Annotated in this window: 23 protein-coding genes and 2 tRNA genes; 14 read left to right on the forward strand and 11 right to left on the reverse strand. The window is 56.6% G+C overall.

The features are described from left to right. The first annotated feature begins 15 nt into the window (after window positions 1–15). The 5 genes from HLH25_RS02220 (at window position 16) to HLH25_RS02240 (ending at window position 4,110) form a co-directional block, all read left to right on the forward strand. A tRNA-Glu gene (locus HLH25_RS02220) sits at window positions 16–91 on the forward strand. A 95-nt stretch (window positions 92–186) separates the two neighbouring features. Beyond that, window positions 187–1,383 (forward strand): integrase, encoded by a 1,197-nt coding sequence (locus tag HLH25_RS02225; RefSeq protein WP_012553142.1) that lies wholly within the window; start codon window positions 187–189, stop codon window positions 1,381–1,383. Beyond that, a complete protein-coding gene (locus HLH25_RS02230) occupies window positions 1,373–1,714 on the forward strand; it encodes a helix-turn-helix transcriptional regulator (protein ID WP_012226117.1) in 342 nt (113 codons plus the stop codon). Before HLH25_RS02225 ends, HLH25_RS02230 begins: the two co-directional genes overlap by 11 nt. Before the next feature lie 543 nt (window positions 1,715–2,257). Next, on the forward strand, window positions 2,258–2,680 hold the full coding sequence (locus HLH25_RS02235; RefSeq protein ID WP_012226113.1) for a hypothetical protein: 423 nt from the start codon (window positions 2,258–2,260) through the stop codon (window positions 2,678–2,680). 8 nt (window positions 2,681–2,688) lie between these two features. Further along, on the forward strand, window positions 2,689–4,110 hold the full coding sequence (locus HLH25_RS02240) for an ImmA/IrrE family metallo-endopeptidase (protein WP_157864093.1): 1,422 nt from the start codon (window positions 2,689–2,691) through the stop codon (window positions 4,108–4,110). Window positions 4,111–4,318: 208 nt separating this feature from the next. On the opposite strand, the gene HLH25_RS02245 is transcribed toward HLH25_RS02240, so the two are convergent. The 3 genes from HLH25_RS02245 to HLH25_RS02255 all read right to left on the reverse strand — a co-directional run bounded on the left by HLH25_RS02245 (window position 4,319) and on the right by HLH25_RS02255 (window position 5,881). Then, window positions 4,319–4,879: a recombinase family protein gene (locus HLH25_RS02245; RefSeq protein WP_041249777.1), complete on the reverse strand. Its 561-nt coding sequence runs from the start codon at window positions 4,877–4,879 to the stop codon at window positions 4,319–4,321. A 440-nt stretch (window positions 4,880–5,319) separates the two neighbouring features. Continuing rightward, window positions 5,320–5,646: a hypothetical protein gene (locus tag HLH25_RS02250; RefSeq protein WP_182972521.1), complete on the reverse strand. Its 327-nt coding sequence runs from the start codon at window positions 5,644–5,646 to the stop codon at window positions 5,320–5,322. Further along, window positions 5,630–5,881 carry a mobilization protein gene (locus HLH25_RS02255; protein ID WP_182972522.1) on the reverse strand — a complete coding sequence of 84 codons (252 nt, stop codon included), beginning with the start codon at window positions 5,879–5,881 and terminating at the stop codon, window positions 5,630–5,632. Before HLH25_RS02255 ends, HLH25_RS02250 begins: the two co-directional genes overlap by 17 nt. Before the next feature lie 158 nt (window positions 5,882–6,039). Between HLH25_RS02255 and mobQ the strand changes: the two genes are divergently transcribed. Then, window positions 6,040–7,446 (forward strand): MobQ family relaxase, encoded by a 1,407-nt coding sequence (gene mobQ / locus HLH25_RS02260; protein WP_182972523.1) that lies wholly within the window; start codon window positions 6,040–6,042, stop codon window positions 7,444–7,446. Here mobQ and HLH25_RS02265 read toward each other — a convergent pair. Continuing rightward, window positions 7,443–9,251, reverse strand: coding sequence for a hypothetical protein (locus tag HLH25_RS02265; protein WP_182972524.1), 1,809 nt, complete (start codon window positions 9,249–9,251; stop codon window positions 7,443–7,445). The genes mobQ and HLH25_RS02265 overlap by 4 nt on opposite strands. Window positions 9,252–10,039: 788 nt before the next feature. Beyond that, a complete protein-coding gene (locus tag HLH25_RS02270) occupies window positions 10,040–10,987 on the reverse strand; it encodes a glycosyltransferase (protein ID WP_182972525.1) in 948 nt (315 codons plus the stop codon). 146 nt (window positions 10,988–11,133) lie between these two features. On the opposite strand from HLH25_RS02270, the gene HLH25_RS02275 reads away from it, so the two are divergent. Continuing rightward, entirely contained in the window at window positions 11,134–12,510 is a 1,377-nt protein-coding gene (locus tag HLH25_RS02275; RefSeq protein ID WP_182972526.1) for an O-antigen ligase family protein, read from the forward strand. A 424-nt stretch (window positions 12,511–12,934) separates the two neighbouring features. Here the strand turns inward: HLH25_RS02275 and HLH25_RS02280 are convergent, their stop codons facing one another. The 3 genes from HLH25_RS02280 to HLH25_RS02290 are packed head-to-tail and all read right to left on the reverse strand — an operon-like array spanning window position 12,935 to window position 15,570. Continuing rightward, a complete protein-coding gene (locus HLH25_RS02280) occupies window positions 12,935–13,507 on the reverse strand; it encodes a phosphatase PAP2 family protein (RefSeq protein WP_182972527.1) in 573 nt (190 codons plus the stop codon). An 11-nt stretch (window positions 13,508–13,518) separates the two neighbouring features. After that, window positions 13,519–14,214, reverse strand: a complete 696-nt coding sequence (locus tag HLH25_RS02285) for a P-loop NTPase family protein (protein WP_182972528.1) — start codon at window positions 14,212–14,214, stop codon at window positions 13,519–13,521. A gap of 3 nt (window positions 14,215–14,217) precedes the next feature. Continuing rightward, window positions 14,218–15,570 (reverse strand): GumC domain-containing protein, encoded by a 1,353-nt coding sequence (locus HLH25_RS02290; RefSeq protein ID WP_182972529.1) that lies wholly within the window; start codon window positions 15,568–15,570, stop codon window positions 14,218–14,220. A gap of 403 nt (window positions 15,571–15,973) precedes the next feature. Between HLH25_RS02290 and HLH25_RS02295 the strand changes: the two genes are divergently transcribed. Continuing rightward, a complete protein-coding gene (locus tag HLH25_RS02295; protein ID WP_182977184.1) occupies window positions 15,974–16,696 on the forward strand; it encodes a polysaccharide biosynthesis/export family protein in 723 nt (240 codons plus the stop codon). Window positions 16,697–16,767: 71 nt separating this feature from the next. After that, complete coding sequence (locus HLH25_RS02300; protein ID WP_182972531.1) at window positions 16,768–17,772, forward strand: capsular polysaccharide synthesis protein; 1,005 nt, start codon at window positions 16,768–16,770, stop codon at window positions 17,770–17,772. Window positions 17,773–17,842: 70 nt separating this feature from the next. On the opposite strand, the gene HLH25_RS02305 is transcribed toward HLH25_RS02300, so the two are convergent. Continuing rightward, window positions 17,843–18,799, reverse strand: coding sequence for a glycosyltransferase family 2 protein (locus HLH25_RS02305; RefSeq protein WP_182972532.1), 957 nt, complete (start codon window positions 18,797–18,799; stop codon window positions 17,843–17,845). Between the two features lie 339 nt (window positions 18,800–19,138). Here HLH25_RS02305 and HLH25_RS02310 point away from each other — a divergent pair, with 339 nt between their 5' ends. Further along, window positions 19,139–20,458 (forward strand): glycosyltransferase family 4 protein, encoded by a 1,320-nt coding sequence (locus HLH25_RS02310; protein ID WP_220791647.1) that lies wholly within the window; start codon window positions 19,139–19,141, stop codon window positions 20,456–20,458. Here HLH25_RS02310 and HLH25_RS02315 read toward each other — a convergent pair. Beyond that, window positions 20,365–21,675 carry a lipopolysaccharide biosynthesis protein gene (locus tag HLH25_RS02315; RefSeq protein ID WP_182972533.1) on the reverse strand — a complete coding sequence of 437 codons (1,311 nt, stop codon included), beginning with the start codon at window positions 21,673–21,675 and terminating at the stop codon, window positions 20,365–20,367. The two genes, HLH25_RS02310 and HLH25_RS02315, sit on opposite strands and share 94 nt — an antisense overlap. 860 nt (window positions 21,676–22,535) lie before the next feature. On the opposite strand from HLH25_RS02315, the gene HLH25_RS02320 reads away from it, so the two are divergent. The 3 genes from HLH25_RS02320 to HLH25_RS02330 all read left to right on the forward strand — a co-directional run bounded on the left by HLH25_RS02320 (window position 22,536) and on the right by HLH25_RS02330 (window position 24,950). Continuing rightward, the gene (locus HLH25_RS02320) at window positions 22,536–22,931 is read left to right on the forward strand and encodes a hypothetical protein (RefSeq protein ID WP_220791648.1); all 396 of its coding nucleotides are present in this window, start codon (window positions 22,536–22,538) and stop codon (window positions 22,929–22,931) included. A 131-nt stretch (window positions 22,932–23,062) separates the two neighbouring features. Next, a complete protein-coding gene (locus HLH25_RS02325; protein ID WP_220791649.1) occupies window positions 23,063–23,857 on the forward strand; it encodes a WecB/TagA/CpsF family glycosyltransferase in 795 nt (264 codons plus the stop codon). A 1-nt stretch (window position 23,858) separates the two neighbouring features. After that, a complete protein-coding gene (locus HLH25_RS02330; protein ID WP_246401057.1) occupies window positions 23,859–24,950 on the forward strand; it encodes an exopolysaccharide biosynthesis polyprenyl glycosylphosphotransferase in 1,092 nt (363 codons plus the stop codon). Between the two features lie 205 nt (window positions 24,951–25,155). On the opposite strand, the gene HLH25_RS02335 is transcribed toward HLH25_RS02330, so the two are convergent. Further along, window positions 25,156–25,229: transfer RNA gene (locus tag HLH25_RS02335), tRNA-Cys, on the reverse strand. A 177-nt stretch (window positions 25,230–25,406) separates the two neighbouring features. Here HLH25_RS02335 and HLH25_RS02340 point away from each other — a divergent pair. After that, window positions 25,407–26,087 (forward strand): protein-L-isoaspartate O-methyltransferase family protein, encoded by a 681-nt coding sequence (locus HLH25_RS02340; protein WP_182972537.1) that lies wholly within the window; start codon window positions 25,407–25,409, stop codon window positions 26,085–26,087. The last annotated feature ends 19 nt before the right edge of the window (window positions 26,088–26,106 follow it).

Below are 26,106 nucleotides of genomic sequence, written 5' to 3' on the forward strand. Positions count from 1 at the left end.
GCTGCCTCGTCCAACGTCCCGTTCGTCTAGAGGCCTAGGACACCGCCCTTTCACGGCGGTAACACGGGTTCGAATCCCGTACGGGACGCCATTGATTTCCTTGAGTTTTTCGAGGAAACGGCATGATAAAATTTGGGTTTTTGAGCCAGATTTGAGCCATCGCGAGGAGGATGCTATCCTCGCGACATGGCAAGCAGCAGCGATAAAACACGAGATCAGGCCGTGACCAGGGCCAAGGGGGACATAGACCCTGCGACTGGTAAGACCTTGCCGGCTGGCATCTCGTGCCGCGGCCCTAAGCAGTATCAGGCTCGCAAGCAAGTCGATGGCAAGCGCTACCGCAAGACCTTCTCGACCGCCGCGCTGGCTCGACGGTGGCTCAACGAGACCGCCGCCAAGGTCGAACTCGGCCAATTCAAGGACACCAGCGCGCTCGACAAGCAGACCATCGGCGACCTTGTGGACAGGTATGCCAAGGAGTGCATGGATGGGCGTGGCGCTGACCTGACAGGGCATATCCCGGCCATTCTCCGGGACAAGGATCTGCCTGGAGTCCGGCTGTCCAAATTCTGCCTGGCGGATGTGCGCGGCTTCCGGGATCGGATGATGTCTGCCGACTATTCCCCGGCCACGGTCGTCAAACGTCTAAACCTACTTGCCTCGGTCATCCAGCACGCCATCAGCGAGTGGGATACCTCCATCGTCAACTACGCCTCCGGACGGTTCGTGAAGCGGCCGGAAGGTGCGGACAAGAAGCGCAATAGACGGCTCGACGAAGACAAGGACAAGGACGGGAAGACGGAGTTCGATAGGTTGATCGTGGCTGTCTCGGACTCTGTCTATCCGGACGATGTGTGGCTGGTCCGCTGGTCGATCGAGCAGGGCACAAGACGCGGTGAGGCGATCGGCCTGCGATGGTGCGATGTCGATATCGAACGCAGCTTGATCAAGCTGGGGGGCGAGTCCGGCAAGACCAAGACGCACAAGACCCAGGAAGAACAAGGCCCTGAAATCCGCCCGTTGACGCCGGGAGCAAGGCGACTCCTGCTTGAGAAACGGGACACATACGAGACGCCGCCGGAGCCCGGCGACAGCGTGTTCAGCGTAGGCAAAGAGTCTACATTCAGCATGCGTTACGGGCGGATGGTCAAACGCACCGGGCTCCACAACCTGACGTTCCATGACCTGCGCCACGAAGCGACCAGCCGCCTCGCGCGTCTGCTGCCGAACCCGCTGGACCTCAAGAGGGTCACGGGACATCGTGATCTGAAGAGTCTGGACCGGTATTATCAGCCGGTCCCGGAATCCATCAGCAAGCAGATCGAGGAGGCTGAGCGGCTGGCCGGCATCATCGCCGCCGAGGAAGGCGACGATGACGAGTAAGGAAGACGAGTCACGCCGTCTGCCGGCCGTGATGGACTACAAGCAGGCCGCCGAGTATCTGGGCGTCTCCCATGGGCGCCTGCGGAATCTGATGTGGCTCGGCTGCGGACCCAAATCGTTCAGCTTCGGCAAGCGTGACCGCCGCTTTCGTGTCTCTGACCTGGATGCGTTCATTGGCGCCAAGGTTGGAGACGTGGCGCCCGCGACAGTGATCAAGCGCGGTCCAGGTCGGCCACGAAAAGGACGGACGTGCTTCGGCGCAATGCTCGCGGTGGGGTTATTGTCGATCGCGATAGCCGCTCTGTCGCTGCTTGCTAAAATCCTGTGGTAACCACGCCCTCACGCCGACACTTCGCGCCTTACGCCGCTCCCGGTCCTCGCTCGCTCGGCGTCAGCACCAACTATTTGTCGGGCGATCCTGTCTGCTCATGAAGCAGAGGAGCAGCCATGGTCGCGCGGGGCGGTTATGCGTGCGGCCCCTGCGATGGCGAGAATCGCGGTGGATGTCCAGCCCTCTTCCGCTTCTGCCCTCATCTCGGTCACCCGGTCGGGACATGTACCATTCCAAAACCGGACGTAGATTTCAAGTGCTGACCCCGGGCGGGTTGGGATGGCTGTAGTAGGGCTACTTCCAAGCGCGAGGCTTGGGAAAGCTGTCATCCAGCGAGAAGCGCCTGCCGATTGCTATGTTTACATTTTCGAGCCTAAGGGTAGGATTGATACAACTGGAGCTAGCTAACTTGGTTCCTGCTAGATAGATTCGATTAGAAAGACGATCTTTTTGAGCAAAACGAAGCAAGCCTTTGACCGATTTCGCCACACCTATCCGGAAAGAGAATGTCCCCCCGTAGGTCATGAGGACGAACGTCGTGAGATGACAAGCGCTGATGGGCTCGAACAATGGCGCGACGGGACGGGCGAGGTCGCTGAGGGTGAGCCGCCGATGCTAATGAAAAATCATCCGAAGTTGCGCTTGTGGGTCGTGCGCGCCGAAGATGTTGTCCATGCGCCGGAATGCGGCGGCTTTGCAGATACGCTCAACGGGAAAGAAATCAAGCATAGCAATCTCACAGGCGCTCGTCCTGCGCATTGCGGCGGCCAGCTCGTCTTTGTCGAGAACGATGCAGTTGCGCTTGACGGAGGTTCAGGTCGTTATGGTCCACGTAGCAAAGAAGAGATGACTGCGGTCGCTAGGGCGTTTAAGAATTCGGGCTATGGGGTGTGGAGTTACGGGTGGGACGATGAAAATGCGTGGCCTTTTCGTATTGGGTCTCGTCTGCCGCAATGGGTAAAATGAATCTCCCATTGAAGGCCGAACTTGACCGCGTGTTCGGTCTGGAGTCGTGTGGCGATACACCAGAAGATCGGGCCGCCAGTTCCCCACGTCGTTTTGTCAGAAGTCAGTCGCAACTTTCCCCCGACCGTCCCGCTGCGACCGGACCACGCATGACCGCTCGGTGGGCATTAAAACAATTCGGCTACGCTGCACTCCGCGAGGCGGTCGATGAGGGTGCGACCGTCATTAGTGTCAGTCTTGATGAGCCTGCGCGCTCGCTGCGGGAGCAGCGTGTGAGGCTCGGACTCACGCAAGAGCAGGTGGCTCGGGCTAGCATGCTTACGGTCAACGACGTGCGGCGCGCTGAGCAGCTAGGGGCGATCTCGCCGGTTCGTCGCCTGCAACTCCTTGCCCAAACTCTTGGGCTCAACGATGAGCAACTGGGCGTCCGACCAGATGCGAGCGCCGACCAGCAATTAGCAGTCCGCCTGCGGACGCTCGGGAGTGCCGGACACAACGTACGCTTCTCACCCTCCCTGGTGCTCAAGCTTGCGGAGGCGGCGTGGACGATATCGCGGCAAAACTTGCTCGCGGTCGAGCTTGGTGTTGTTCCGAATATACTCAAGCACTTTGATGCGAGCGATGATTATTATGCTCCAGTATGGCGCCGGGGGTATGATCTGGCAGAACGAACGCGCACCCTGCTGAACTTAGATCCACTTGCCCCAATCCCATCAGTGCGTGAGCTCATTGATCAACTGGGGATTCCGCTGATTCAGGCCGCAATGGGAGCGGCCTTCGCAGGCGCAACGGTAGTTAATGGTGACGATCGAGGGATCGTCATCAATACTGAAGGTGACAACCAGAATGTCTGGGTGAGGCGGATGACCTTGTGTCACGAGCTTGGCCATTTGCTTTGGGATCCACCAGCTCGTCTGCGCCGCCTTCATGTCGACCGTTACGATGACTTGCGCACTGCCGAGGCCGGCGGCGGCGACGAAGTAGAGGCGCGTGCTAATGCCTTCGCCATTTCCTTTCTGGCACCGCGTGAGGCTGTAATCGAAATCGTCAAGCGTGGTGCAAGTCCGACTGATCAGGTGATCGAGCTCATGAAACGCTTCGGCGTTGGCGCAACGGCCGCGAAGTATCACATCGCGAATGTCTCGCGCAACTGGGGTGCCGAGGTCGATACCCGGCATGTCGCATCTAACCAGCTTCCGCCACCTGATGATTATTGGACAACAAACGAGAACTGGACGGCGGACTATTTTCCCGTCGCCGGCGTTCCTATTAGTCGTCGTGGGCGCTTCTCCGGGTTGGTAGCTATTGCCGCTTCCCGAGAACTGATTTCGACCGATACGGCGGCATCATGGTTGCAGGCGGCACCCTCGGCTTTGGCTCAGCAGTTGGCGACAATTGCCGAACTGACTGCTCAGGATCTTGCTGTTTAGATCACTCAAGGGGGGGGGAGGTGGGCTTGGGCCGCTCTTGTCGGCCTTAAGTCTTCGCGACATCGGGGCGTATAGCTCTCATGAAGGACGGTAGTGCGAATGGCAGCTTTTCTACCCTCGCAGACCCGAACCAAACATTCCGCTTCCTCCCCTCCCGCATAGCTGCCGGTCTAACATGCGCTTATGGCAGGCCGTCGGAAGCCGTTCATCACGCGACCTCTAGGCACCGGTAGACCGAAGCCCGACCGATCCCCAGCCGCTTCGCGATTTCGGTAGGACTGACACCTTCGGCTGACATCGCCCTGACATGGACGGCCTTCGCGCGCGCGGTCGGCTTGCGTCCGCGATATTTTCCTTCAGCCTTCGCTTTTGCGATCCCCTCCGCCTGCCGCTCCTTCATAATGTCGCGCTCGAATTCGGCTACGGCTGCCAGCAAGGTCAGCGTCAGCTTGCTGGTCGGACTGCTGGTATCCAAAGGCTGCCCCCCCATAGACAGGATAACCAGATCAGCGCCCTTGGCCTGCACCCGATGCACGAACGACAGTAAGTCCGTCGTCGATCGCGCCAAGCGGTCGGGCTTCGTCACCACCAACGCATCGCCTTGGCGCAGATAGTCGATGGCCGCCTCCAGTTCCGGCCTGACAGTGATGGTGCCTGACACTTGTTCCGCGAAGACCCGATTGCATCCCTGCGCTTCGAGATCACGGACTTGCGCCGCCAACCCCGCCGCCTGCTCCGTCGTGCTGGTCCGAGCATATCCGATCCTCATGCCCAGCTCCATAGAATCTAAGACCTCATTGAGATGGTATCTCAAAAAGAGATTTCAATCCGTGTGAGACAGAAAATGATGATTGTCGCCTGCATCGTAATCATCTCATACGACCCTGCCCTAATGAGACGTTCAGAATGGGACATCGTCGTCTTCGTCCAGCACGAGCTTCGCTCGTGAAGCCCCACGCCCTTCCCTGGCGCCTGCCACTGCGTGGCACCGCCCTTCCCCCGCTGCCACGCTTCGCGTGGCAGCCGCCGAAGGCGCTGGCGCTGACGACGGGCACGAGTTCTCCATCTCCCATTCCCACAGGTCTTGATCCTGCTGCTGACGCCGCGTCTCAGCATCATGGGCCAGTTCCGCAATGCGTCCCATCGTTTCATCTCCCATTGAGTTACGCGCGGCGCAACATCCACCACGTTGTTACGCCGCGCGTAACATCACATCCCGAGCCGACCGGCGGCATACCCGCCGCCAGCCGCGACCAACGCCATCGCCGCACCGACCAGCCCCGCGACCAGCAGCGGCAGGACCGGACGTCGCGTCATCGCCTGTTCCGAGACGCGCGCGATCTTGCCGGCCATCCTCACGATCTTGATGGCCTCGGCCTGGATCGCGGCCTGTTTCGCAGCCTGTTCCGCGCCGACAATCGCCAGCTTCTGTCTAGCCTGCCGGTCGGCGTCGAGCGCCTCGACCAAGCCGACGAACAACAACGTTGTTCTGTCGAGAACAGCGTCGTCGTTGTCATCATCAAGTGGCGCTGACATTGAACAGCGCCTTGTCCCGATCCGACTTCAGACCATCAATCACAACATTCAGCAGAGACGCCGCACGATCGTCTGAATCCACCATCGCCAAGACGGCACCACCGACGATGATCTTTCGCCTCAAATCCTCTTTCCGTGCCTTCTGGCTCTCGACCGACGACACTTTCTCGTATCGGGCTTGAGCCTGCGTCAGCCGCTGTTTCGCTCGCTCTAAACGTCCAACCGACTTTTCCACTTCGCCGCTCCATAACTGGTGACATGCTATTATAGCCGACGACGGCCATTCCTTTGGCGAGCGCAAGCGAGACAAAGGCGCACTTACGAGTCCTGGCGGACTCGACGTGCGACGCAGCGGCGTCGGTCACCTGCGGCGGCGGAACAGAGGAAACAGCGATGGCGATCATGTCCCTGTCCAGCAAACCAATCTCTCGATCAGCCGGACGATCCGCCGTCGCCGCTGCCGCCTACCGATCTGCTGAGAAACTGACCGACGAGCGCACCGGCCAGATTCACGATTACAGAAACAAAAACGGCGTCGTTGCGACGGCTTGCAGTGTTGGCAACCAGCGCGTCGATCGCGAGACATTGTGGAACGCTGCGGAGGCAGCAGAGAAGCGGAAAGATGGTCGAACGGCTCGCGAATGGCTCCTGGCTCTACCAGCCGAGCTATCACCCCGAGATCGACAGCGCCTCGCCGCCGAATTCGCGAAGATGCTGCACGAACGCTATGGCGTAGCGACTGACATCTGCATCCACGAGCCGAGCCGGACCGGAGACGATCGCAACCATCATGCTCACCTCATGGCGACGACCCGGATCGTCACCATCGAAAACGGCGGCAAACCGATATTCGGCGCCAAGGCCACATTCGAGCTTGAGAACAGAGAACGCCAGAGGCGCGGTTTGCCATCCACGATGCAAGAGATGAAGGGCATCCGCCGGGAATGGGCCGACATGGTCAATCACGCCCTGGAACTCGCGGGGTCCACAGAACGTATCGACCATAGATCGCACGCAGACCGTGGAATTGATGACGCACCATCACAACATCTGGGACCCGCTGCAACAGCAATCGAACGCAAAACAAATCAACCATCTGAACTTCGTCTTCGTCAAAGGGCGGAAAGAATGGCGGCGTTCCAAAAAAAACTTGCGGCACGACGTGCAGTCAAAGCGGCGCGCGATGAGCAGCGTAAAGCTAAAGACGAAGCCTACATTGCGAAATCTGTTGCTCGTGGACTAGACATCGCTGCATCACGAAACGATCGTTTGACCGCAATGCTGCATAACGAAGCACAGCGCGCACGCAATAACTCAATATCAGCGATGCAGCGGGCCGCTTCATCTGCCGCTAGAGCCGCGTCCCTGTCTCAGCAACTGTCTGAACTCGCTGACGAAGACGGCGACGATCCGCAGACCGCAGCACGCAAGGCGTTTCAAAGAGCAAAGATCGCGGGCGATATGCTGCGCGAGGCTGCACAATCGGCTGCCGAGGCATTCATGCGTCGTATCGCTAAACCCACAGACGGACAGATTGCGTATCAAGAACGCCGCACAAAACTAATAGCTCAGGTTGCTGTTGACCAGTCGACGACGATCGCTGATCGCGAGGCCGAGGCACGACAGAGACAAGCAGAACGCAAAACGCAATGGGCGGCTGAGCGTGCAGAGAAGAAGCAGCAAAACAACGAACAGTGGAAGGCCGCCAAATCATTTTTCGGCATAGACGATCAACACACACAACAGAACGACAACCATCAGAAACAGAAAAGGAAGAATGACGAACCAAGACAACCCTAATGCCGCCCAATACTTGACGGCAGTTTAGCTATTTCAGCTTCTCTTCTTTGGCCGTTTGCCAACATGACAAGATACACGTCGGGAAGGCCGCGAGACAGGACCTCAGGAGGCAGGACGGAACGGGCCGCAGCCACGTCCTCATCCGAATGCGGACGATACTGGGAAGGCAGCGGAGCGGCCTCGGCTGGCGCTGGAATCGACGATGGCGGTATGGTCTCAGAAATCGTTTCGATATCGTTTTGAGTTGCGAAATTAGCGTGCATAAAAAGGCTCTGATCATCAGGAATATGGGTCTCGGCGGCGGCAAGACCGGCAGCCAGTCGCGCCAGAGGGTCGCCGACCTTGCCTTTCCATCCATTAGCCCGAGCCTGACCCACCGCCTGCCGGTGATGCCTAAGAAGGATCGCCAACCCTCGCTCACCTTCCTCTGTCTCTGGCCTCAACGTCAGGTTCATGACCTGAGTCCAGGTCTCCCAAATCCCAGCCATGGTCGGCGAGGGGCGCTCGCGGGCGATCACAAGGTTCTCGACATGGCCGCGTGACTTCTTCGTTGCGAAATCGGAACCGTTGGCGGAATTAGCATACACAGACCCGTCAAGCCCTTGATCCAAAACAGAATTGCCAGGCGACAGACAGGCCCCCGATGCTAGCCCCCCAGAGGGGGGCGTCGCTCCCAGCGGCGAGGCGGCGGCGGCTTCACGGTTCGATGCGATGTCGGAATGGCTGGCGGAATTAGCATACACAGGGTCGCCAACATGCTGATCTTCATAACGAACCCTTGGCGGACCCTCGACGAAGCCAGGCGGGAACGGCGAGTCGTCCGCGCCAGCCAGGATGCGGGGTGATAAACGCTTGGCGACGACAAGGCTGTGCTCGCGGGGCCGAGGTGGCACCAGTGCCTCGACGACCTGGCCATCCGTCATCCTGACCGGCTTCCTGACCGGCACGGCGCGCTTACGGACCACCCTCTCCTTGTCCGTCTTGAGGCCAGCACGGAACGCCTTGAAACCAGACAACGGCGTCAGGTTCCACATCTGATCGACCTGTCCTAGAAACCAGGCGGCGACATCATCAGACAGGTCGGAGAATAAGATTTCGTCGGTCCGGGTTCGCTTGGCCTTGTATAACTTCGTCATGTAATCGAGTAACGTTGAGAGGTCGGTCACGGGACCAGTGACGTAGAACCCAAGGTCAAACTTCTCCCGAACGGCGCGGCGGAAGTCTTCCCAGATTTCAGGCGGCATAGGAGACTTCATCGTGTAACAGAAATTGACGTGTCCGTTGACGAATACACCGGTCAGAGGACGAAACTGGAAGGCGAAATCGTTCGCTAGCATCAAAACATCAAAGCCATAGCCAGAGAATGGCCCTCTTTGACACCATCTCAACATTTTATTAATTTGGCCGCGTAGATGCTTCATATCTCCAACTAGGTCGCCCCCGATGGGGGTCATGTCCGAGCAGGTGAACGTGCCTGAACAAAGTGGCGTCCGCAGGTAATTCTCAGCATAAAAGCGCAGTTCATCGCCCCGCTCGCGCCGCAGTCCGTAAGCCTGTGAAGGTATAAGTAGCGTGCGGCGCAGACGTTCTTGCGGCATCTTCTCCACGTGGAGCGTGACTTCACTTATCCTGTAGATGTCGCGGCCATTGTGTGTGTGCGTCTTAATTCCAGAAAGCTGCATGATACGCAAAACATGGGCGTCCATTGCTGCAAGCCTACCTTGCAGGTCATAGTCGATGCCGGTCTTGCGGCCGACCAGGGGGGCCGCCAACTCGGTGAAAGAAGCGAAGGGGCGTCGAGCCATAGCGCGGACCTCGGTGGTCCGTCCCCAAATTTGCGACATGCACGGAGGTCGCATACAATGGGAGACATCTCGTTCCAGTGGCCGGGAAGCTCAGAGGAACGCGGACCTTGATTGTTGTTGACTGCGCGGCAGGCGGCTGGTGATCCAGCCGCCTGTTTGCGTTAAATGCTCAGATCGTCGGCGCGAGGCCCGCGCGGGACGAGAGACAGATGCGGATCGAAAGCAGTCATGTTGCGTTCCTCATAGGGCGTGGCTCCGAACAGCCACATGCAACAGTCCTATTAGCGCCGATTTGCGCTTAAACTCAAAAATCCCGCTTGAGCCAAAATCCTCGGCCAAAATCATGAGCCATTTTTGAGCCACAACGGAGGTGTTTTAGGGTGACAATGGGTGACGGGGGATGACATAATAAGTGTGTGAGTTCAACGCGATAACCACGGAGCCCGCAGTTGTCCAAGGCTAAGTTTTGCCCTTTCACGGCGGTAACACGGGTTCGAATCCCGTACGGGACGCCAACGACGATTTGGTCGTTGGCATAGTTGAAGCACTCAGGTTAAAGACTTTCATGCTCTTGCATGAAATGTTGAGAACCTGATGTTTCTTTGGGTCTGCAACTGAGAGTTTTAAAAGACGGCTCTGATGGCATCGTCGCCGGCTGGCGGGATTGCTCTGATGTGTCGCGCATAAGCGCGGTGTATGCCGTGCTTATGGCCTGACAGGCTCCAAGGGTTTGCTCCATTGGGAGAACTGCCGCGTTCTATTCTGAACGTAAGAGGTTGGCTGGTCATTCATTCGGGTATGAATTCAAGCCGCGCGAAACCGAGCTTTCCGGTCGCCTTGCAGATTTGCAGCATGTCCGATGGTTTTCGGCGCAGCATCCATAAAATGCCGAAAGCCGACATCTGTGCGAGTGCGATGAAATAAATATTCATCCGCGTTATGATTTTATGCTGGCTGATCGCGACGCGGACTTCCGCTGAATGCCTGGAACTGCGTTGGACGCGGCGGCACATATAGCGGAAATTCTGTCGGCCGCTCTCGTTGAATTCGATGACCGGGGCATCCGGACACCAGACGAAATGTCTTCCGTCTCTGGCGAGACGGAGCAACAGCATTGTATCTTCGCCGCCGGTCCTTCCAAATTCTTCGTCGAACGGTTTGCTCTGCGCCAGACAAGAAGAGCGTTTGAGCATGACATTTGCCGTGCTGACGCCCCTGGGGCGGGGAGGAAACCATTTCAAAGGATCGATCCGGGTATCGGGCGGCAGACCGAAATCGGTCGTATAATAACGGCCCTGCGGATCCCATGACGGTGGAGTGCCTCTTTCGAAAATCGGGTAGACAGCTCCGAAACTGGCATCGGCTCCGGTGCGCAGGAGGCATCGGTAATGGGCCATGAGCCAGTTCGGCTCGGGCGCCTCGTCATCATCGACGAATGCGATGAAGGCGCCGTTTGCTGCCTGTATGCCCATATTGCGTGCGGCGGCGATATTGCGCTCGCCCGCTTCGACGTGCCGTAACGGGATATCGCTGTGGAATGTCGCGACCAGGGAACGTGCCAGGCGGGCAGGGTGATTGTCAGCTATGATGATCTCCCATGAAACGCCAGCATCGACCACCTGACACAGGCAGGCTGTGATGGTGCGTTCCAGCAGGGCCAGGCGATCAAAGCATGGGATCACGATGCTGACATGTGGGGTATGATCAGGGGCTCCCGACTGTCCTGCCTCTATCATCTGCTTGCCAATTCCTTCACAGGCTTGCGCGAGGAACGATTGTTTTTGAATTTGACAGACCCCTTGGGCATAAAGAACTTATGATGGCAGAACCAGCTTCCGTTCTTAAAGAGTATGCTCCTACCCGACGACCCCAGCAATTCGCGGTGCTCATTCTGCTGCTCGTGTTTGGATATGTCATCATCGGCATTCCGAGTTTCGACAGAAATGCGCCCCTCGCTTCGGAGATGAACCAGGAATATGTAAGTCCTGTCAATCGCTTCATCTGGCTGGCTTTTTTTGCGGCATGCCTTCCATTTGCAATTTCCTCCGGTCAGAAATTACGACGCCTCTTGTTGGCGGCGTGGCCGCTCGTCGGGCTGCATGTCTATTTTTTGCTAAGCGCTACGTGGGCATTGGATCCGTCAACTTCGGCACGCCGCATTCTATTTGCCTGGGTCCAGATCCTCGTGGCGGCCAGCCTCGTTACGACCATAAAAAAAGCCCAGACCCTCCATAAATGTATCGCTTTCATATGCTTTGGCGGCGCGGTGGCGGATCTGCTGATCTGGATCGCCCGGCCAGGCTATGCGATGACCAGTGAAGGGCTGGCGGGGTTTCAGGAGCAGAAGAATTCGGCTGGTCTGCTCATGATGTATGGACTTCTTGCGACGGGCTCCTTTCTGCTGTCATGGCTTTCGACAGGGAGGCGGTGGGTTTACGTCGCGGAATGCGTGCTGATGTTCGGCCTATTGCTGGCGACGAAGTCGAAGACAAGTCTTGTAATCGTTCTCTTGATGCCGATGCTGCTGGCTGCGGGATATCGTCTGAGAACAGCCTCTGAGGTGATGCAGATTTTTGTGGCCGCATTTGCAGTGGGCATCATCGGGATGAGTATTCTTGCCTACATGACCTGGTGTGCCATGAGCGGGCAGGACATATGGTCGGTTCTTCAGGGAATTACATTCACGAGCCGCACTGACATCTGGTCATTCATGTTGGATGAGATCTCTCAGCGACCCATTTTGGGGGCTGGATATTCGTCTTTCTGGTCAATCAAGCCTTCTTTGCAACCGAGCTTGAAGACATCGATGTGGTTCGGAAGTGAGGCAAATATTAACGAAGCCCATAATGGTTATCTGGATCTTTTGGCAACAGGTGGATGCGTAGGCTTTGTTCTGGGAATATTCGTCGTGGGGCGGTATCTTTATCTGAGCTTCAAAGCGATCAAATATAATAGACATAGAGACAAGAGGGCCTCGGCTTTCTTTAGTCCGGAAACGGCGATATTCCATTTTTCATTTATGCTTGCATTGATCATTCATAATTTTACGGAATCAAACCTGTTTACCGGTAGTGGCATGATTATGGTTTGTTTCTATTTTATCGCGTTTGATCTGGAAAAATGGGAGTTATACCGGAAATCCGACGAGGATGGGGTGCTTTCGGATGATGAGCGTGCGCGCCTTGGGCAGAAGAAGAAGAGTTTCAGATCAGAGCACCAGCCCGGCACAGATATGGACGCTAGAGCAGATCCTGTTTGAATGCGTGCATTCAGATAGGTGAAGATGCTTGCAAAACAATAAACCAGAGCATTTCCATCGAACCGATTTTCGATGAAAATGCTCCAGTCAGGTTTCTCGCTTTTCTGATGGTCCTGAATATATCCGCCGAGCACCGCTGTCCTGATCGCGGGCACGACGACGTAGGCGGATATCACGGTAGAAATGGTGTGCACTTGTTTCGATAACGAGCACGCACAGGCCGTAATCGATCTTCCGTTTCATATTTTTTGTCAATGAAGACATCGAAGCACGGTCCGCGCCTGGGGGGTATTTGCACGCTTCAGGGGAGTATGAGTATTTCCGTCGAATACCGGGGCGAAGAAAAAGCGCTAGTTTATTGTTTTTGCGACCGTGGTTACCTCTTTGAATGCACGCATTCAAAGAGGAACCGCTTTAGCAGGTTCTAGAATGATGGAGCCCACTTGGAAAAATCGGTCTGAAGCATGATTTCTGTGTCGGAGTGATATCCATAGAAAGAAAAGATAACGATCGTCAGGACGGCAAATGTCGGCAGGATTACGCGACGGGGCATCGGGACGAGCAGGCATGTTGACGCCACGGCCACCGATATGCCGAGTGCCCCCCCCAACAGGACTTCAGGCAACGTATGAGAATGAAGGACGAGGCGTGTGTATGAAAACATGTAAGCGATGACAACCGGAACGGGCAGGTAGAAAGGGAAAAGGCGTTTTTTCCGGAAGATTAGAATGTTGATGAGGCTACCGTAGATCGCCGTTCCCGCGGAGACGTGACCACTGACGCTAAGGGGCCTGCCCAGACTGTCGGAAAGATAGGCCCACTCCAGTCCAGCGAGTTTGGCTAGCATCAGTACGGCGAGCGCAGTTCCTGATATTGCTCCCCAGATGATGGCGCCACGCATCCATCCGAAAGCGGCAAATAGAATGATAGAAACACCTACGATTGGAAGCAGCACGGCGCCGTCTCCAAAATCAGTGAGAAATCTATCGAGTTCCAAGGGATGCAAAATCATATGGGAAGATGATAAAGAATGCTGGGAATGTGAGAGCGACGTTTGTTGAATACGGCGCCTAGTATGTTGCCTTTTACTTCTTCAATTCTATAGATAAGATCCTTTGCCTCGCTTTTTTTTGTTTCTTCAGCACCGATGACGATAATGGATGCGTCGATGTAGGAAGAAAGAGCGACGCCCAGATAGGATGCCCGAAGGGGAGGAGCATCGATGAAAATCACTTCATAACGAGGCTTCCATTTTTTGATCTGCTCAATCCAATCGATCGGATGTTTTTGCGCGTCGGTGGACGGCATCGCAATGCTGAGCGAAGAATCTTTGACCTTTCGGACTTGAAGCCAGTCGCCGTCCGGCTGCGCATCGGAAGCACTGCTGGCCGGAGCGATCAGGCGCGAGGCAGGAATATAATATTTGCGGACGATTGACTCTTCGAAAGAACCGATCGGGCCGTCAAGCGAGATGAGAAGGGTTTCAACACCCATATCGCCGCCGGATACGACCGAGAAATCACGCGCGACGCTCGTGGTCCCGATTCCGGATTGTGTTGCGATGAACTGAAGGACAATCGCGTTGCTCTTTTGACGCGGCAGCATATAAAGCAGCCGCTTTATTTCCGTCTCAAGGATCAGATGGGGAGGCAACGTGGACGCATTGCCAACGGAAGGAGGGGGGGAAGACGCTGTGCCGTTCACAGTTCATTGTTTCTCATAGAGAGGAATGGACAGAAGTACGGGTACGTGGAGGCCATGCTCGACATCGCGGACGGTGACGAAAATCTTCTGGGTCACGACCCGGAAAGCAAGCATGCCGACTGCTGCAACAAGCCCGAGCATGAGCCCCATTCCCAGAAGCGGCAGTCTGAGTGTCGACCCCTGAAGCGGTGCATTGGGGGGATGAACAATCCGGATGTTTGCGCTGGCCAATTGGGAAAGAGAGGAACTCAAGGTTGTGGCTTCGACATTGTTTTCGAGTGTTTTGTAGCTGTCGGCGAGCGTATCGCGCGTTGTCTGAAGATCACGATATTGGCCCGATAGCTGGGTCAACTCGGCCAGACGCAACTGAAGTGCATTCCGGTCATTCGTTACCGCATCGCGTTTGGAACGCAGGCCCGCTGCACGGGATTCCAGAAGGACCTGTTGCTGTTTCAGCTCCTCGTATATGGTGCTGGTTCCATTGCGCTTCACATTCGTCTCGCGGGCGGGCGATTTCCGAAGTTGTATTTCGATCTCCCTGATCTGATGGCGAATGTCGACCACAAGCGGGAATGTGTTCTTATAGCGTTGCCTCACGTCGGCAAGCTGAATCCGCAGTCGTAGCAGGCGATCGAGTAATGTTTTCCGCGCCTGCCCGATATCTGTCTCCGTGAACAGTTCGATTCGCGATGGAAGCGTCGACAAGGTTCCATTCAGGACTTTGGTCTGGGCATCGAGATTGTCGATTTCGCTGTCAATGCCGGTCTGTTCGTCGGCCAGATCGGCCGCCCTGCGCAGGATGATGCTGGTCTGCTGATTGAGGTCGCTGATATTGTGCGCCAGACTGAAGGCAACGATCTTGTCGTTGGCATCTTTCAGGCGGGCGGCCATCTGGGCGACCAGTCGCGCCGGCCCGTTGTCGCGATTGCCCATGAAAATTTCACCATGATAAATGATATAATCATGGATGATCACGTCCAGCGCTTCAAGAGCGACCTGTCGGTCGCGATTGCGCAGTGAGACTTCGATAATATTGGATTGAGGAACGCCGTCGACGCGGAGATCCCTGAGCAGGCGTGTCGCAGCCTGCTGTTCCCCCAGCGGGGTATCGGGCATCTCCGGATAGAGGCGCCGGATACCGACATCCTGAATCACGCGTGCGGCCAAGGCGGGGCTTTGAATGATTTCCAGTTCACCCTGGATAATCTGATTGCGATCGAGCGCGACATCGCCGCCATTCTCCTGCCCGATCGGGTGGAAGACATATTCGCCACCATACAGGATCAGCAGGCGAGCCTGCGCTGTATAGATCCGATGGGCTCCGAGGATGGCGAGCAGACTTAATACGAGAGGCACAAGCGCGGAAAAAAAACGCTCTTTTTATAATAAAACAGCGCCGCCAGGATATCTCTCGCCGAATGCCGCGCATACGACATCGATCTGTTGGTCAGGCGTAGTTGGAAGGATTCCTTCATGACGCCCTCAGTTCGGCAGAATCATATTTGGCTGGTTGCGTCAAAACCGTCATTGATGCCAGGTCACCAACAGACACGATGCCGTTGTCGGCGGTCACGATCCCCACAGTCGGCGCTCCACTCGGAATTGAAGTGCTTGATGGCGCCCTCAAGTCGATTTGCACCATGAAAGCGCGATCAGGGAGATCATGGAAGTCTCCTGAAGGCTCCCATTCCGCTTGCCGAGCCGATTGCCCTTGAAGAAGGAACGGCTTATTGAGAAATACATTGCGTTCTGAAGGGACATGTTGGCTGTGACATTCTTGCGCCGGTTGCCTGTCGTGCTGCTTGCCGTGTGTTTCGCTGGCTGTGTCCAGCATCTCGATCCGAAACCTCATAGCGCCCGTAACTTTGCTCCATGGACCAATGATCCAGTCCCATACCGGCTCTCTCCGGGAGATGTGGTAGCCTTACAATTTACGCTTAACCCAGAACTCAATGAAAATGAACTCTCAATCGCACCTGACGGTACGATCACCGCGCCGCTGCTGGGGGCCGTCGATGCTGCGGGCCTGAGTCTTGTCGAACTGAAAAAAAACCTTCAGCGACGATATCGCGCTTATCTTCGCCAAGCGTCATTCGATGTCCTTATCCACAGCTACGGGGCGGCGCAGATCTATGTGGGGGGAGAGGTCAAGACGCAGGGAATTTATCCGCTAAAGGGCGCCACGGATGCGATGCAGGCCGTCGTGACCGCTGGCGGTGCCATCGATTCCGCAAAATTGGCGCAGACAATCGTGATCCGACGCAGGGGCGACGGGCGTCCGATGATGCGGACGGTCGATTTGCGACATTACCTCAATACGGCGGATACGCGCGACCGGGTGATGCTTCAGCCAGGCGACCTGGTCTATGTGCCCAAGACCGAGATTGCCTCGTTCGACATCTTTATCGATCAGTATCTGGACAAAAGCGTGCCGTTCAACAAGACGTTCAACTACAATATGGGTTCGAGCGTCTTTTATTGACCTGATGCGGATATCGGTCCAGCCGTGGGGAAACTGGGCTGCTTATGCGATGACAAGGGCTTGCTGATTTCATGCGTGACAATCCGGTTTCCTTTCGCGTGCTGGGGATGTTCGGGGGGCGGGAGAAAGCCGCGGAATTGTCACGCAGGCTGATGAAAAAGGTAAAAAAAGCTGCGAATTTTTTAATATACCTTGTTCTTTTTCCACTATGGTATCGTCGTGGCGCACCTGAGCGAACGAATATTGATTATATTTCTTTTCCTGAAAAGGCGGGAGGGGGGCGACCGCTGCCGCGAATTGTCTGGATTTATTGGGACGACCCCGACTATCCGGAATATATAGATATTTTAGTGAGCCGAATACGTGACCTCAACAGGGATTTTGACGTTCGATTTCTGAATAGAAAGACGGTAACGCATTATATAGACGACTATATGAATGCGCAGCCTGGTCTTTCGGCTGTTACGCGGGCAGACCTGATCAGGCTGGAACTGATCAAGCGCTATGGTGGGATATGGATTGACGCGACGAGCATCGTCTTTGAAAATTTTTCCTGGATTGAAGAAAAATTTTGTGAAGGGGCGTATAATTTTGTCGGATATTTTTCAGCGTGTTTTACGGTAAACCCTAATTTTCCTATACTCGAAAACTGGTTGATTGCGGCCCTTCCGGAAGATGAATTGATTTGCGCCTGGCTGGATGAATTAAAGAAAATAGTACAGTTTGGTGCTGATGCGTATTTTTTTCATCTAAAGGCACGGTCGGATTATCAGGACATTCTTCAAAAAATTAAATATCCAGAATATTTTCTGGCATATCTGTCGTGTCAGGTCGCGATGCGGCAGGTTGCGTCCCTGTCGCTCCATGTTCGGGACTCAGGCCAGTCGGGGTTACTTTATCACGATCTGGTCAATTGGGTTCCTTACCGAATCGCCTTGATGTTGTGTGCCAGTGCGATGCCGGGATCTCCTCCGCCGCTCGTTAAAATTACGCATACCGAACGATATCTTATTAACGTCATACTGAAATTTAATCTGTTCAATAGGAGAAGTTTTGCAGGATTACTGAAGGGTTGACTGGATTCGCGCGCTTTCGCTTCGACATCTCGGGGATGGCTGCATTATTTGCGGCGATGCGCGTGTCCTGTCAGTAAAGGGCGTGTCTCTTGAACCATGTGATCTTTCCCACGGCGGCCGCGAGTTTGAAGATCAGCATCGCGAGACGTGGGGAGGTTCCTTTTCTGGCCCAGAGGCTTTCGGCCGCGGCCCCCGGAAGGGCGAAGAGGCAGGCAATGCTTTGCAAGAGCCCCTGTATGCTCAGATGAAGCACAGCCAGATACGCGCTCCGGGCATTTCGGATGGTCGTAACGGCGTATATCTGCCCGCCACAATAAGAACGCTCGGCGAGGTGGCGTAACGTCATGCGATTTTGGGGAACATATTCGTAGACGTACCCGCTGCCGCACCACACGAAGCGGCGGCCGCGTCTATACAGTCGCTGGAAAAGGTCGATATCTTCACCGCCTGAAAGGCCGAATCGCTCGTCGAAAACGCTCTGATCGGTGAAGCATGTCTTGCGTCGCCACAGGCTGTTGCCGGTACCGATCGAGAAGGCGCGCGTCTTGTTCGGGCCGGCCGGGAAGACCGGTGTTCCATCCTTCCTGTCCCATTGTCGGCCGAATATGCTGGCGTCTGGATCCCACGATGGGGGCTGGACGGCCGGATTGGGGCGCACCGCGCCAACGACTGCGTCGGCGCCGGTTTCCTGCATGATCGAAAAGAGATGAGCGAGCCAGTCGGGGCCGGCTTCCTCGTCATCATCAAGAAAGGCTACGGCACCGCCGGAGGATGCCGAGATACCGGCATTGCGCGCCACGGCGATATTGGCGGGGTGCGCTTCTATCCAGTGGAGCGGTATTGAAGCCGACTGAAAAAAAGTCCGGAGGTCGCGTGTCGTGCCTTTCGCGCTGTTGTCCACGATAATGATTTCGAAGGTCGGGCCCGTCGGCGATGCCTGGGCGATACAGGAGCGGATTGCCTTGAGCAGCAATTCTCTGCGATCGACTGTGCAGATGACGATCGAGATGTCGGGGACAGCCGCCATGCGTTACGTTCCATTGGGAGATCTGCGTGGAGAGAAGGCATCTATCGGGAGACAATGCGTTTTGCACATTTCCCACAGCGCGCTTCCACGGGAAATGATCCATGCTTTACCCGTTGGGTTCAAGGTCCGCCAAATAGAGGGCATGGGTGCTGTGCCGTCAATTCGGGAACGGGCGCGAGCATGGGGCGGTATGCCGGGTTTGTTGCGCGCCCTGCCGGGAGGAATGCCTTGAATCATATGAAACAGCCTGCGAGACTCTCCTGAATGTCCATGGCTCCTACAGAAGCGTTGAAGACGATGGCTGGGGGCGGAGGCTCCTCGTGGCGTCCGCGCGTCCTGATGCTTGCTGAATCGTGCAACCCTGAATGGATCAGCGTGCCCTTGGTCGGCTGGTCGCATTATCAGGCGGTGGCACGGCTTGCCGACGTGCATCTTGTCACGCGGACCCGCAATGTTGCCGCCCTTCGCCGGGTAGGGTTGAAAGAAGGAGACGATTTTACCGCGATCGACACGGAATTCGTCTTCGAACCTATGGTTCGGCTGGTCCGTTTCATCAGTGGGAAGGGGCGCGGATGGACCCTGCTGATGGCCCTGACGCTTCCCTCCTACCTTTTATTCGAACATCTGGCATGGCGCCGATTTCGGCGCCGGCTTCGGAGCGGACAGTTCGATGTCGTTCATCGGGTGACGCCCGTCAGTCCCGCGGTGCCCAGTCCGCTTGCCTCGCGGTGCAGGCGTTTGAAGGTGCCGTTTGTATTGGGACCGCTTAATGGTGGCCTGGCCTGGCCGAAGCAGTATCCGGAACTTCGCCATAACGAACGGGAAGGATTTTCGCGTTTCCGGGATGTCTTCAAGCTGCTGCCGGGCTATCGGCGGACTCGTGAAGCCGCGAATGCGATCATCGTCGGTGGACGCAGCGCCCTGGCTGAAATCCCGCGGAGATGGCGTGCGAAGACGATCTATCTGCCCGAAAACGGTTACGATCCGGCACGTTTCCCCACGCCGCCGGTTCGGACGGCCGATGCCTATGTGGCGCGTCCGCTGCGTGCGATCTTCATTGGACGCCTCGTGCCTTACAAGGGGTGCGACCTGTTGCTTGAGGCCGCCGCTGCGCTGATCGCTTCAGGCCGGTTGACGCTGGACATCATCGGGGATGGACCGGAAAATGGACGGCTGAGGCAATTGGCCGCGGATCTGGGGATTGAAACCGGTGTCAGATTCCTGGGCGAGTGTTGTCACCGCGTTTCGATGCAGCATCTTGTCGGGGTGGATATCCTGACCTTTCCGTCGTTGCGGGAATTCGGCGGCGCGGTCGTTCTGGAAGCGATGGCCATGGGGGTGGTGCCGATCGTGGTCAATTATGGCGGACCGGGAGAGTTGGCGTCGCCGGACTGTGCCTTTCTGCTCCAGATGAAGGAGCGATCCGGCCTTGTCCACGACCTGCGCGATATTCTGGCAGGTATTGTCGCCGACCCTGCCCAGCTTGTCGGGCGCGCGGAACGCGGCATGCGTCGCGCGCGCAGATTTTTTGCCTGGCCCCGCAAGGCAGAGCAAATATTGTGTGTCTATCGCTGGGTCGTCGGCCGGACGGATATCAGGCCGGATTGGGGAGCGCCGTTCTCTGACGTGGATGATGGCGGGGACGCTTGTTCCGCGTGAGAGGTATCGTGCAGGGCGCCCTTCAAATAGAGGGCCATGCTGAGACACTGGACGGCCTGGCCGGCAAGCGTTCCGACGATGACCAGGGAGTAATCGGCATTCCTGGAGAGTGCTGCCATGCACGCGCAGGTCGTGAGCGCGGCCAGGACATCGGTTATCGCCAGGGAGCGATATCGTTTCATGGCGAGCATGGCGGTGCCGCCAACGGCTGACAGGCCGCCCAGAACGACGTTGCATCCCCAGAGCAGGATGAGATGACCATTCCGCTCGTAGCGTCCTTTATACAGGAGCCGCGAGATCTCGGGCCAGCCGAGTTCCACGCCTCCGGTCCAGAGCAGGCTGCCGAGAAGCGGGAAAAGGAGTCCTGCCCCAAGCACGGCCAGAAAACGTCGATGATTGTGATCCCGCCACAATCTGGCGAGCTGCGGCTGACTGACGGATGACCAGGCCGCGCTGAGCATCCAGGCCGGCCTGATCGCGACCTGCGTGGCCGACAGCATGGCGAGGGAGTTCGCGCCGTAGCGTCCGGCGGTTACGAAGCTGAACAATCGATTGGTTAATTCCGACGATCCGGCGCCAAGCAGAATCCAGCCGGAACTCCGTAGATAATGAAGATGCGGGCGGATCGCCTGCCACTGAACGAGCGGTCGTCGGCCCTTTGTGAAGCCGACCAGCCAGATCAGCGCCACGATACCATATGACGTGCCTGCGAGTGCCAGCCCGATATCAGGCGTGGGTGCGTATCCATAGAACGAACAGACAGATGCCATGCCGATGAAAAGGAACAAGGTGCTCGCTGTGAGCGCGGTTGCGCAATCCGGTCTGTGATGAGCAAAGAATAATGCTCTAGTATATTGATATATAAGAAAAAATGGAACAAAAAAAACGGCGCTTGACGCGTGGAACGGGCTGTTGCGATGGAGCAGGATGGCACTGGCGCCCGCGGTGATCGCAGCGGCGGCGAAAACAAATAAAATATGGATGGTCAGGAAGAAACGTTCAGCGGTTTCCCTTTCCTCCTGATCGGATGCATTCAGTCCCGCGAGATGTGAGGTGACCAGCGTCGACTGGGCGGCTCCGCTGATCCAGGCCACGGCGAGCCACAAAGCATAGACACCATAGGCATCAGGCCCGCCTTCGCGCGCCATCCAGAGATTGACGATGAATGTCAGCAGGGCACCGAGAATTTGATCGGATAGGGAAATCAGGAAGCGCATGGACGAATCATGCCTTGTTGCGAGGCCGGCCGAGGAAAAAGGGGAGGCGTGACAGGTGCCCGGCCATTCATGACGCGGGAGAGCGAACATAGGCGTTCGTTAAAATGCGATGAAGTGACAAAATCGAGGAACGGGACGTGGAACGGGCCTGTGCTGGATAGGCTCTGTTATATCCGGATGATGGTGCCTATATAGGGGAAGTGGCGGGCAACTGCGCGACTTGCATTTTTCTTTCGTCTCGTCGCAACCCTATTCTGGATCGCGCTTTGACGGAGCCCGGCACTTCCGTGGAGGTACTTTAATGTGCTGCGGCCACGGTACGGAATATTTTACCGGCTTGGCCGTGTAGCGCGGATGATCTCCCCCCGGTTTCTTTTCGGGGGTGAATGTGCCAGAGATGAAGTGGCTACGGCCAAGAGTGCTGCTAGAGTGGAATTGAATGATTCCTGGAATCGTGGAGCGGAGGGTGCTCATGAGCGCGGTGCCGAATCAGTGGGCCGGCGCGCTTCGGCATGTCGTTGGCGTTTTCTTCTGATGGATCGCTCGCGCTGGCTGATCCTGCCAGGTCTCGCGATTTCCATGGCTGTGATCGTGCCGTGCATTGATATGCGGGCTCATGCCCAGCCAGTTGGCCGGCAGGAATGCAAATGGATATGGGACTGCACGAAGGGGCGGTGCAAACATACGCCGCAATGTGCAAATAATTATGACTTGATCCCACCTGAACCACAGGAGCTTCCTCCGCTTGTGCCGATTGATAGCGGAGCCTCGATCGTTCCAGATATTCTGCCTGCGGCTGGAAGCCATTGTCCGCCCAAACGGACGTGCGATCAGGATGGGAAATGCGTCTGGGAGGTGAAATGCTGATGCGCGCGGGATTCCGGAATGTGGTGTTGCCTGTTCTGACGGGCCTGATGGCTGTTGTTGCCGTCCTGCCATTCACGGCACACGCGCGCTGTTATGGCCCCGCGAAGTTCCAGACCTGTGAAAATCTCAATGATGGCGCGCGCATAATTGTTGCCCATGAAGGGCATAATAGTGTCATCATGGGCGCTGATCCGGGGACAGGGCATACCTTCCAAGGGTTTGCCACTACGCTTGGACAGACGACCTATTCCAGTAACATCGATTTTCATGCGCGCGTTTCGTTTGAATCGCTCGATAGTTATGCGCCAAGCCAATATCATATCGAAGGTCGTAATTTTGATAAAAGACCTTATACTTACCAATGCACTGTTCTTCTTGGTTGCTATTGATAAAAATATCTTCAGCAGTGCGTTGCGTGTTGTTACGCCGTAAATTCATATTTCAATGGGGATATTTATGATAAATGCACAATATGTTCTATATCGAGATCGAGCCCGGTGATAAATTATTCTAATCAGGCATGGTTGAAGGCTTGAAATTTATGCCTGTCTCTGTTCCTCAATCGCTTGGGCCACTGTTCGGCCTGCATTTTACCCTTCTTTCAGAGACAGAAATCGTGCGTCTTGTTGCGGAGCACGTGCCATCGCCGGAAGAAGGTGTCCATCTGGTCGTGACGCCCAACATCCAGCATGTCGCGCTCATGCGGGAGAACGGTGAATTCCGTAAGGCTTGCGAGCAGGCGGAGATCCTGACCTGCGATGGTTTTCCGCTCTATTATTATGCACGGTGTCGCGGTTTGCGGCTGCCGGGCAGGGTGACTGGGCGTGAAATTACCCAAGACCTGTTCGCGATGCCCGAAGCCCTGAAAAAACATCGGATATTTGCCGTCGTTGACAGTGAGCGCACGGGGCTGGTTGCCCGCCAGTGGGCATGCGCGCATGGGATGGAGGACCAGTTTGCCTTTTACGTGCCGCCTGTCGGCTTTGAGAACGATCCGGGCCTGTCGGGTTCTCTGGCACGGTTGATCCGCGATCATGCGACGACCCTGCTGTTCATGGGCGTCGGCGCCCCGCGGAGCGAGCTGTTCGTCAGCAGGCATCGGGCGGACCTGCCGCCCTGCTGGGCGTTGTGTATCGGACAGTCGTTGCTCGTCGCCCTGGGCCTTTTGCCAACGCCCCCGTTCCTTGTTCAGCGCCTTAATCTTGAATGGTTATGGAGAATCTGCCTGGAACCTCGACGTCTGACCGGGCGATATGTCCGGGCGCTGTTTGGCTTCGGTGTCGCCGTTTGCGAGGATCTTCTGCGCCTTGGCTGACATGTTCGATCTTCGGGCGGAAGCTGCCCATCTCGCCGCACGTATTTCCGCATCCGATGTCCATCAATCGCCGTTTCCGTCCGGTAGTAATCCACTGGCACGGCGACGGAGTGTCGTGATCGTGGGAGGCGCGCCCGACGGGGAAATGATGGCCCGTCGGCTTTTGCAGTTTCCGGAACATTATGAGGTTCGGGGGATTTTCGACGATCGTGTGGGGCGGCTTGGTCATCTCGCTCACGTCGTTCCCTTTCTGGGCAATCTGGACGATCTTCTGATTTTCTGCCGGGAGAACCTGCCGGATATTATCATCATTTCTATATTTTCGCTGAGCCAGGAACGGTTCAGGAGTATTTTTGAGAAAATACGGGTGATACCAGCGGATATTTATCTGGCTGTTCAGGAGCATGGCGAAGACAAGATAGACGGGGAAGTGTTGGGAAAGTCTGAGTTCTCCGTCTTTCTCGTGGAAAAGCAGCCTTTGTCTGGTTGGAATTTTTTTGTGAAATTCCTGGAAGATCGGGTACTGTCCTTTTTACTGCTTTTTATATTCTCGCCACTTTTTGTAATGATATGTATTCTGGTCAAATGTGACAGTCGAGGACCGATCCTCTTCACGCAGACCCGCTATGGATTTAATTCGAAGCCTATTCGGGTACTCAAATTCCGGACCATGCGCACCGAACAGGCTGACCCGTCCGGAGCGAAGCGAACTGTGCGGGACGATCCTCGGGTGACGCGGGTCGGCCGCTATCTGCGCCGCTATTCTTTCGACGAACTGCCGCAATTGTTGAATGTGCTGAAGGGGGAGATGTCGATCGTCGCCCCCCGTGCACATGTTGCCGCGATGCAGGTCGACGGTGGATTATATGAAGATGTCGTGAAAAATTACTTGAGCCGGCATAAGATAAAACCCGGCATTACGGGGCTGGCCCAGGTCAAAGGATGCCGGGGAGAGGTGAAAACCCTTGTGGATGCCAAGAGGCGGCTGTGTTACGACCTTTTTTATATTAATCATTGGTCGCTTTGTCTTGATCTTAAAATTATCCTCATGACAGTTTATATTGTTCTGTGTAAAAATAAAAATACGTATTGACGGTCTTTCGGGAAATCTGACCACCTATACAGGCAGGTGAATGAACGTAGCCTCACGGTTTCGATGGGGCATCGGGGCTGGCCGAGTGGCTCGCTTCCGGTGACAACGAAATGGGGCGATATACCGGCCTGTTCACATATCGAAATTGATTGTGCGGGAGACGGCGAACCATTTCCCGTGAGTGTGACCAGCGAAAAAAGTCGGGTGGAGGTCCGGGCGGGAATCGAACCCACATACGCGGATTTGCAGTCCGCTGCATCACCATTCTGCCACCGGACCCGACATGGTGCGTTGGCTATATCCACGCTCTGAGCGCGCTGGTCAAGCCGTTGTGTGCAATGGGCCTGCTAGGCAGATGGCGCCTGGGGACATAAAACGGGCTCAGGCTAGGGAAATGCCCCAGGGAACCACCGATGATGGGGCCCGTGCCGTGGGTTACGTTGCGAAGGGAACGCCATGAACCAGTCCGCGCCTGGAGATGCCATCCTAGATTACGATGCCGCGCGGCAGCGGATGGTGGATGCGCAGATCCGCCCCGTGCAGATCAATGATCCGCGAATCGTCGCCGCCATGCGTGTGCTGCCGCGCGAAGCCTGCGTGCCGGATTCGCTGCGGGCCATCGCCTATGCCGACCAGAGCCTGGAGCTGGGCCACGGGCGGGTGCTGACCGAACCGCGGATTGCCGGCCGCATGGTTCAGATCGGCGAGCCCCAGGCCGGGCAGCGCGCGCTGGTGGTGGGGGCCGGGACCGGATACATCGCGGCCCTGCTGGCGCGCCTGGGCCTGAAGGTCGTGGCGCTGGAATCGGATGCGGCCCTCAGCGCGATCGGCAGGCGCTTCTGCGCCGCCGAGGCGCCGGATGTGGTGTGGCGGGATGGTGCGCTGGCGGCGGGTGCCGCGGGCGATTCGCCGTTCGACCTGATCCTGATCGACGGTGCGGTGCGTGCGGTGCCGTCGGCCTTGGCAGGGCAGCTTGCACCGCATGGCAGGATTGTCTGTGTGATCTGGCCCGAAGGTGGGGTAGCAACGGCCAGCATCGGGGAAGCCTCGGCAAGCGGGCTGGCGACGCGGCCTGTATTCGACGTTGCGCTGCCCCTGCTGCCTGAGTTGGAGCCGGCGCCTGCCTTCGCGTTCTGACGCCTGAAACCGTTTGACA

The organism is Gluconacetobacter dulcium (assembly GCF_014174165.1).
Lineage (GTDB): Bacteria > Pseudomonadota > Alphaproteobacteria > Acetobacterales > Acetobacteraceae > Gluconacetobacter > Gluconacetobacter dulcium.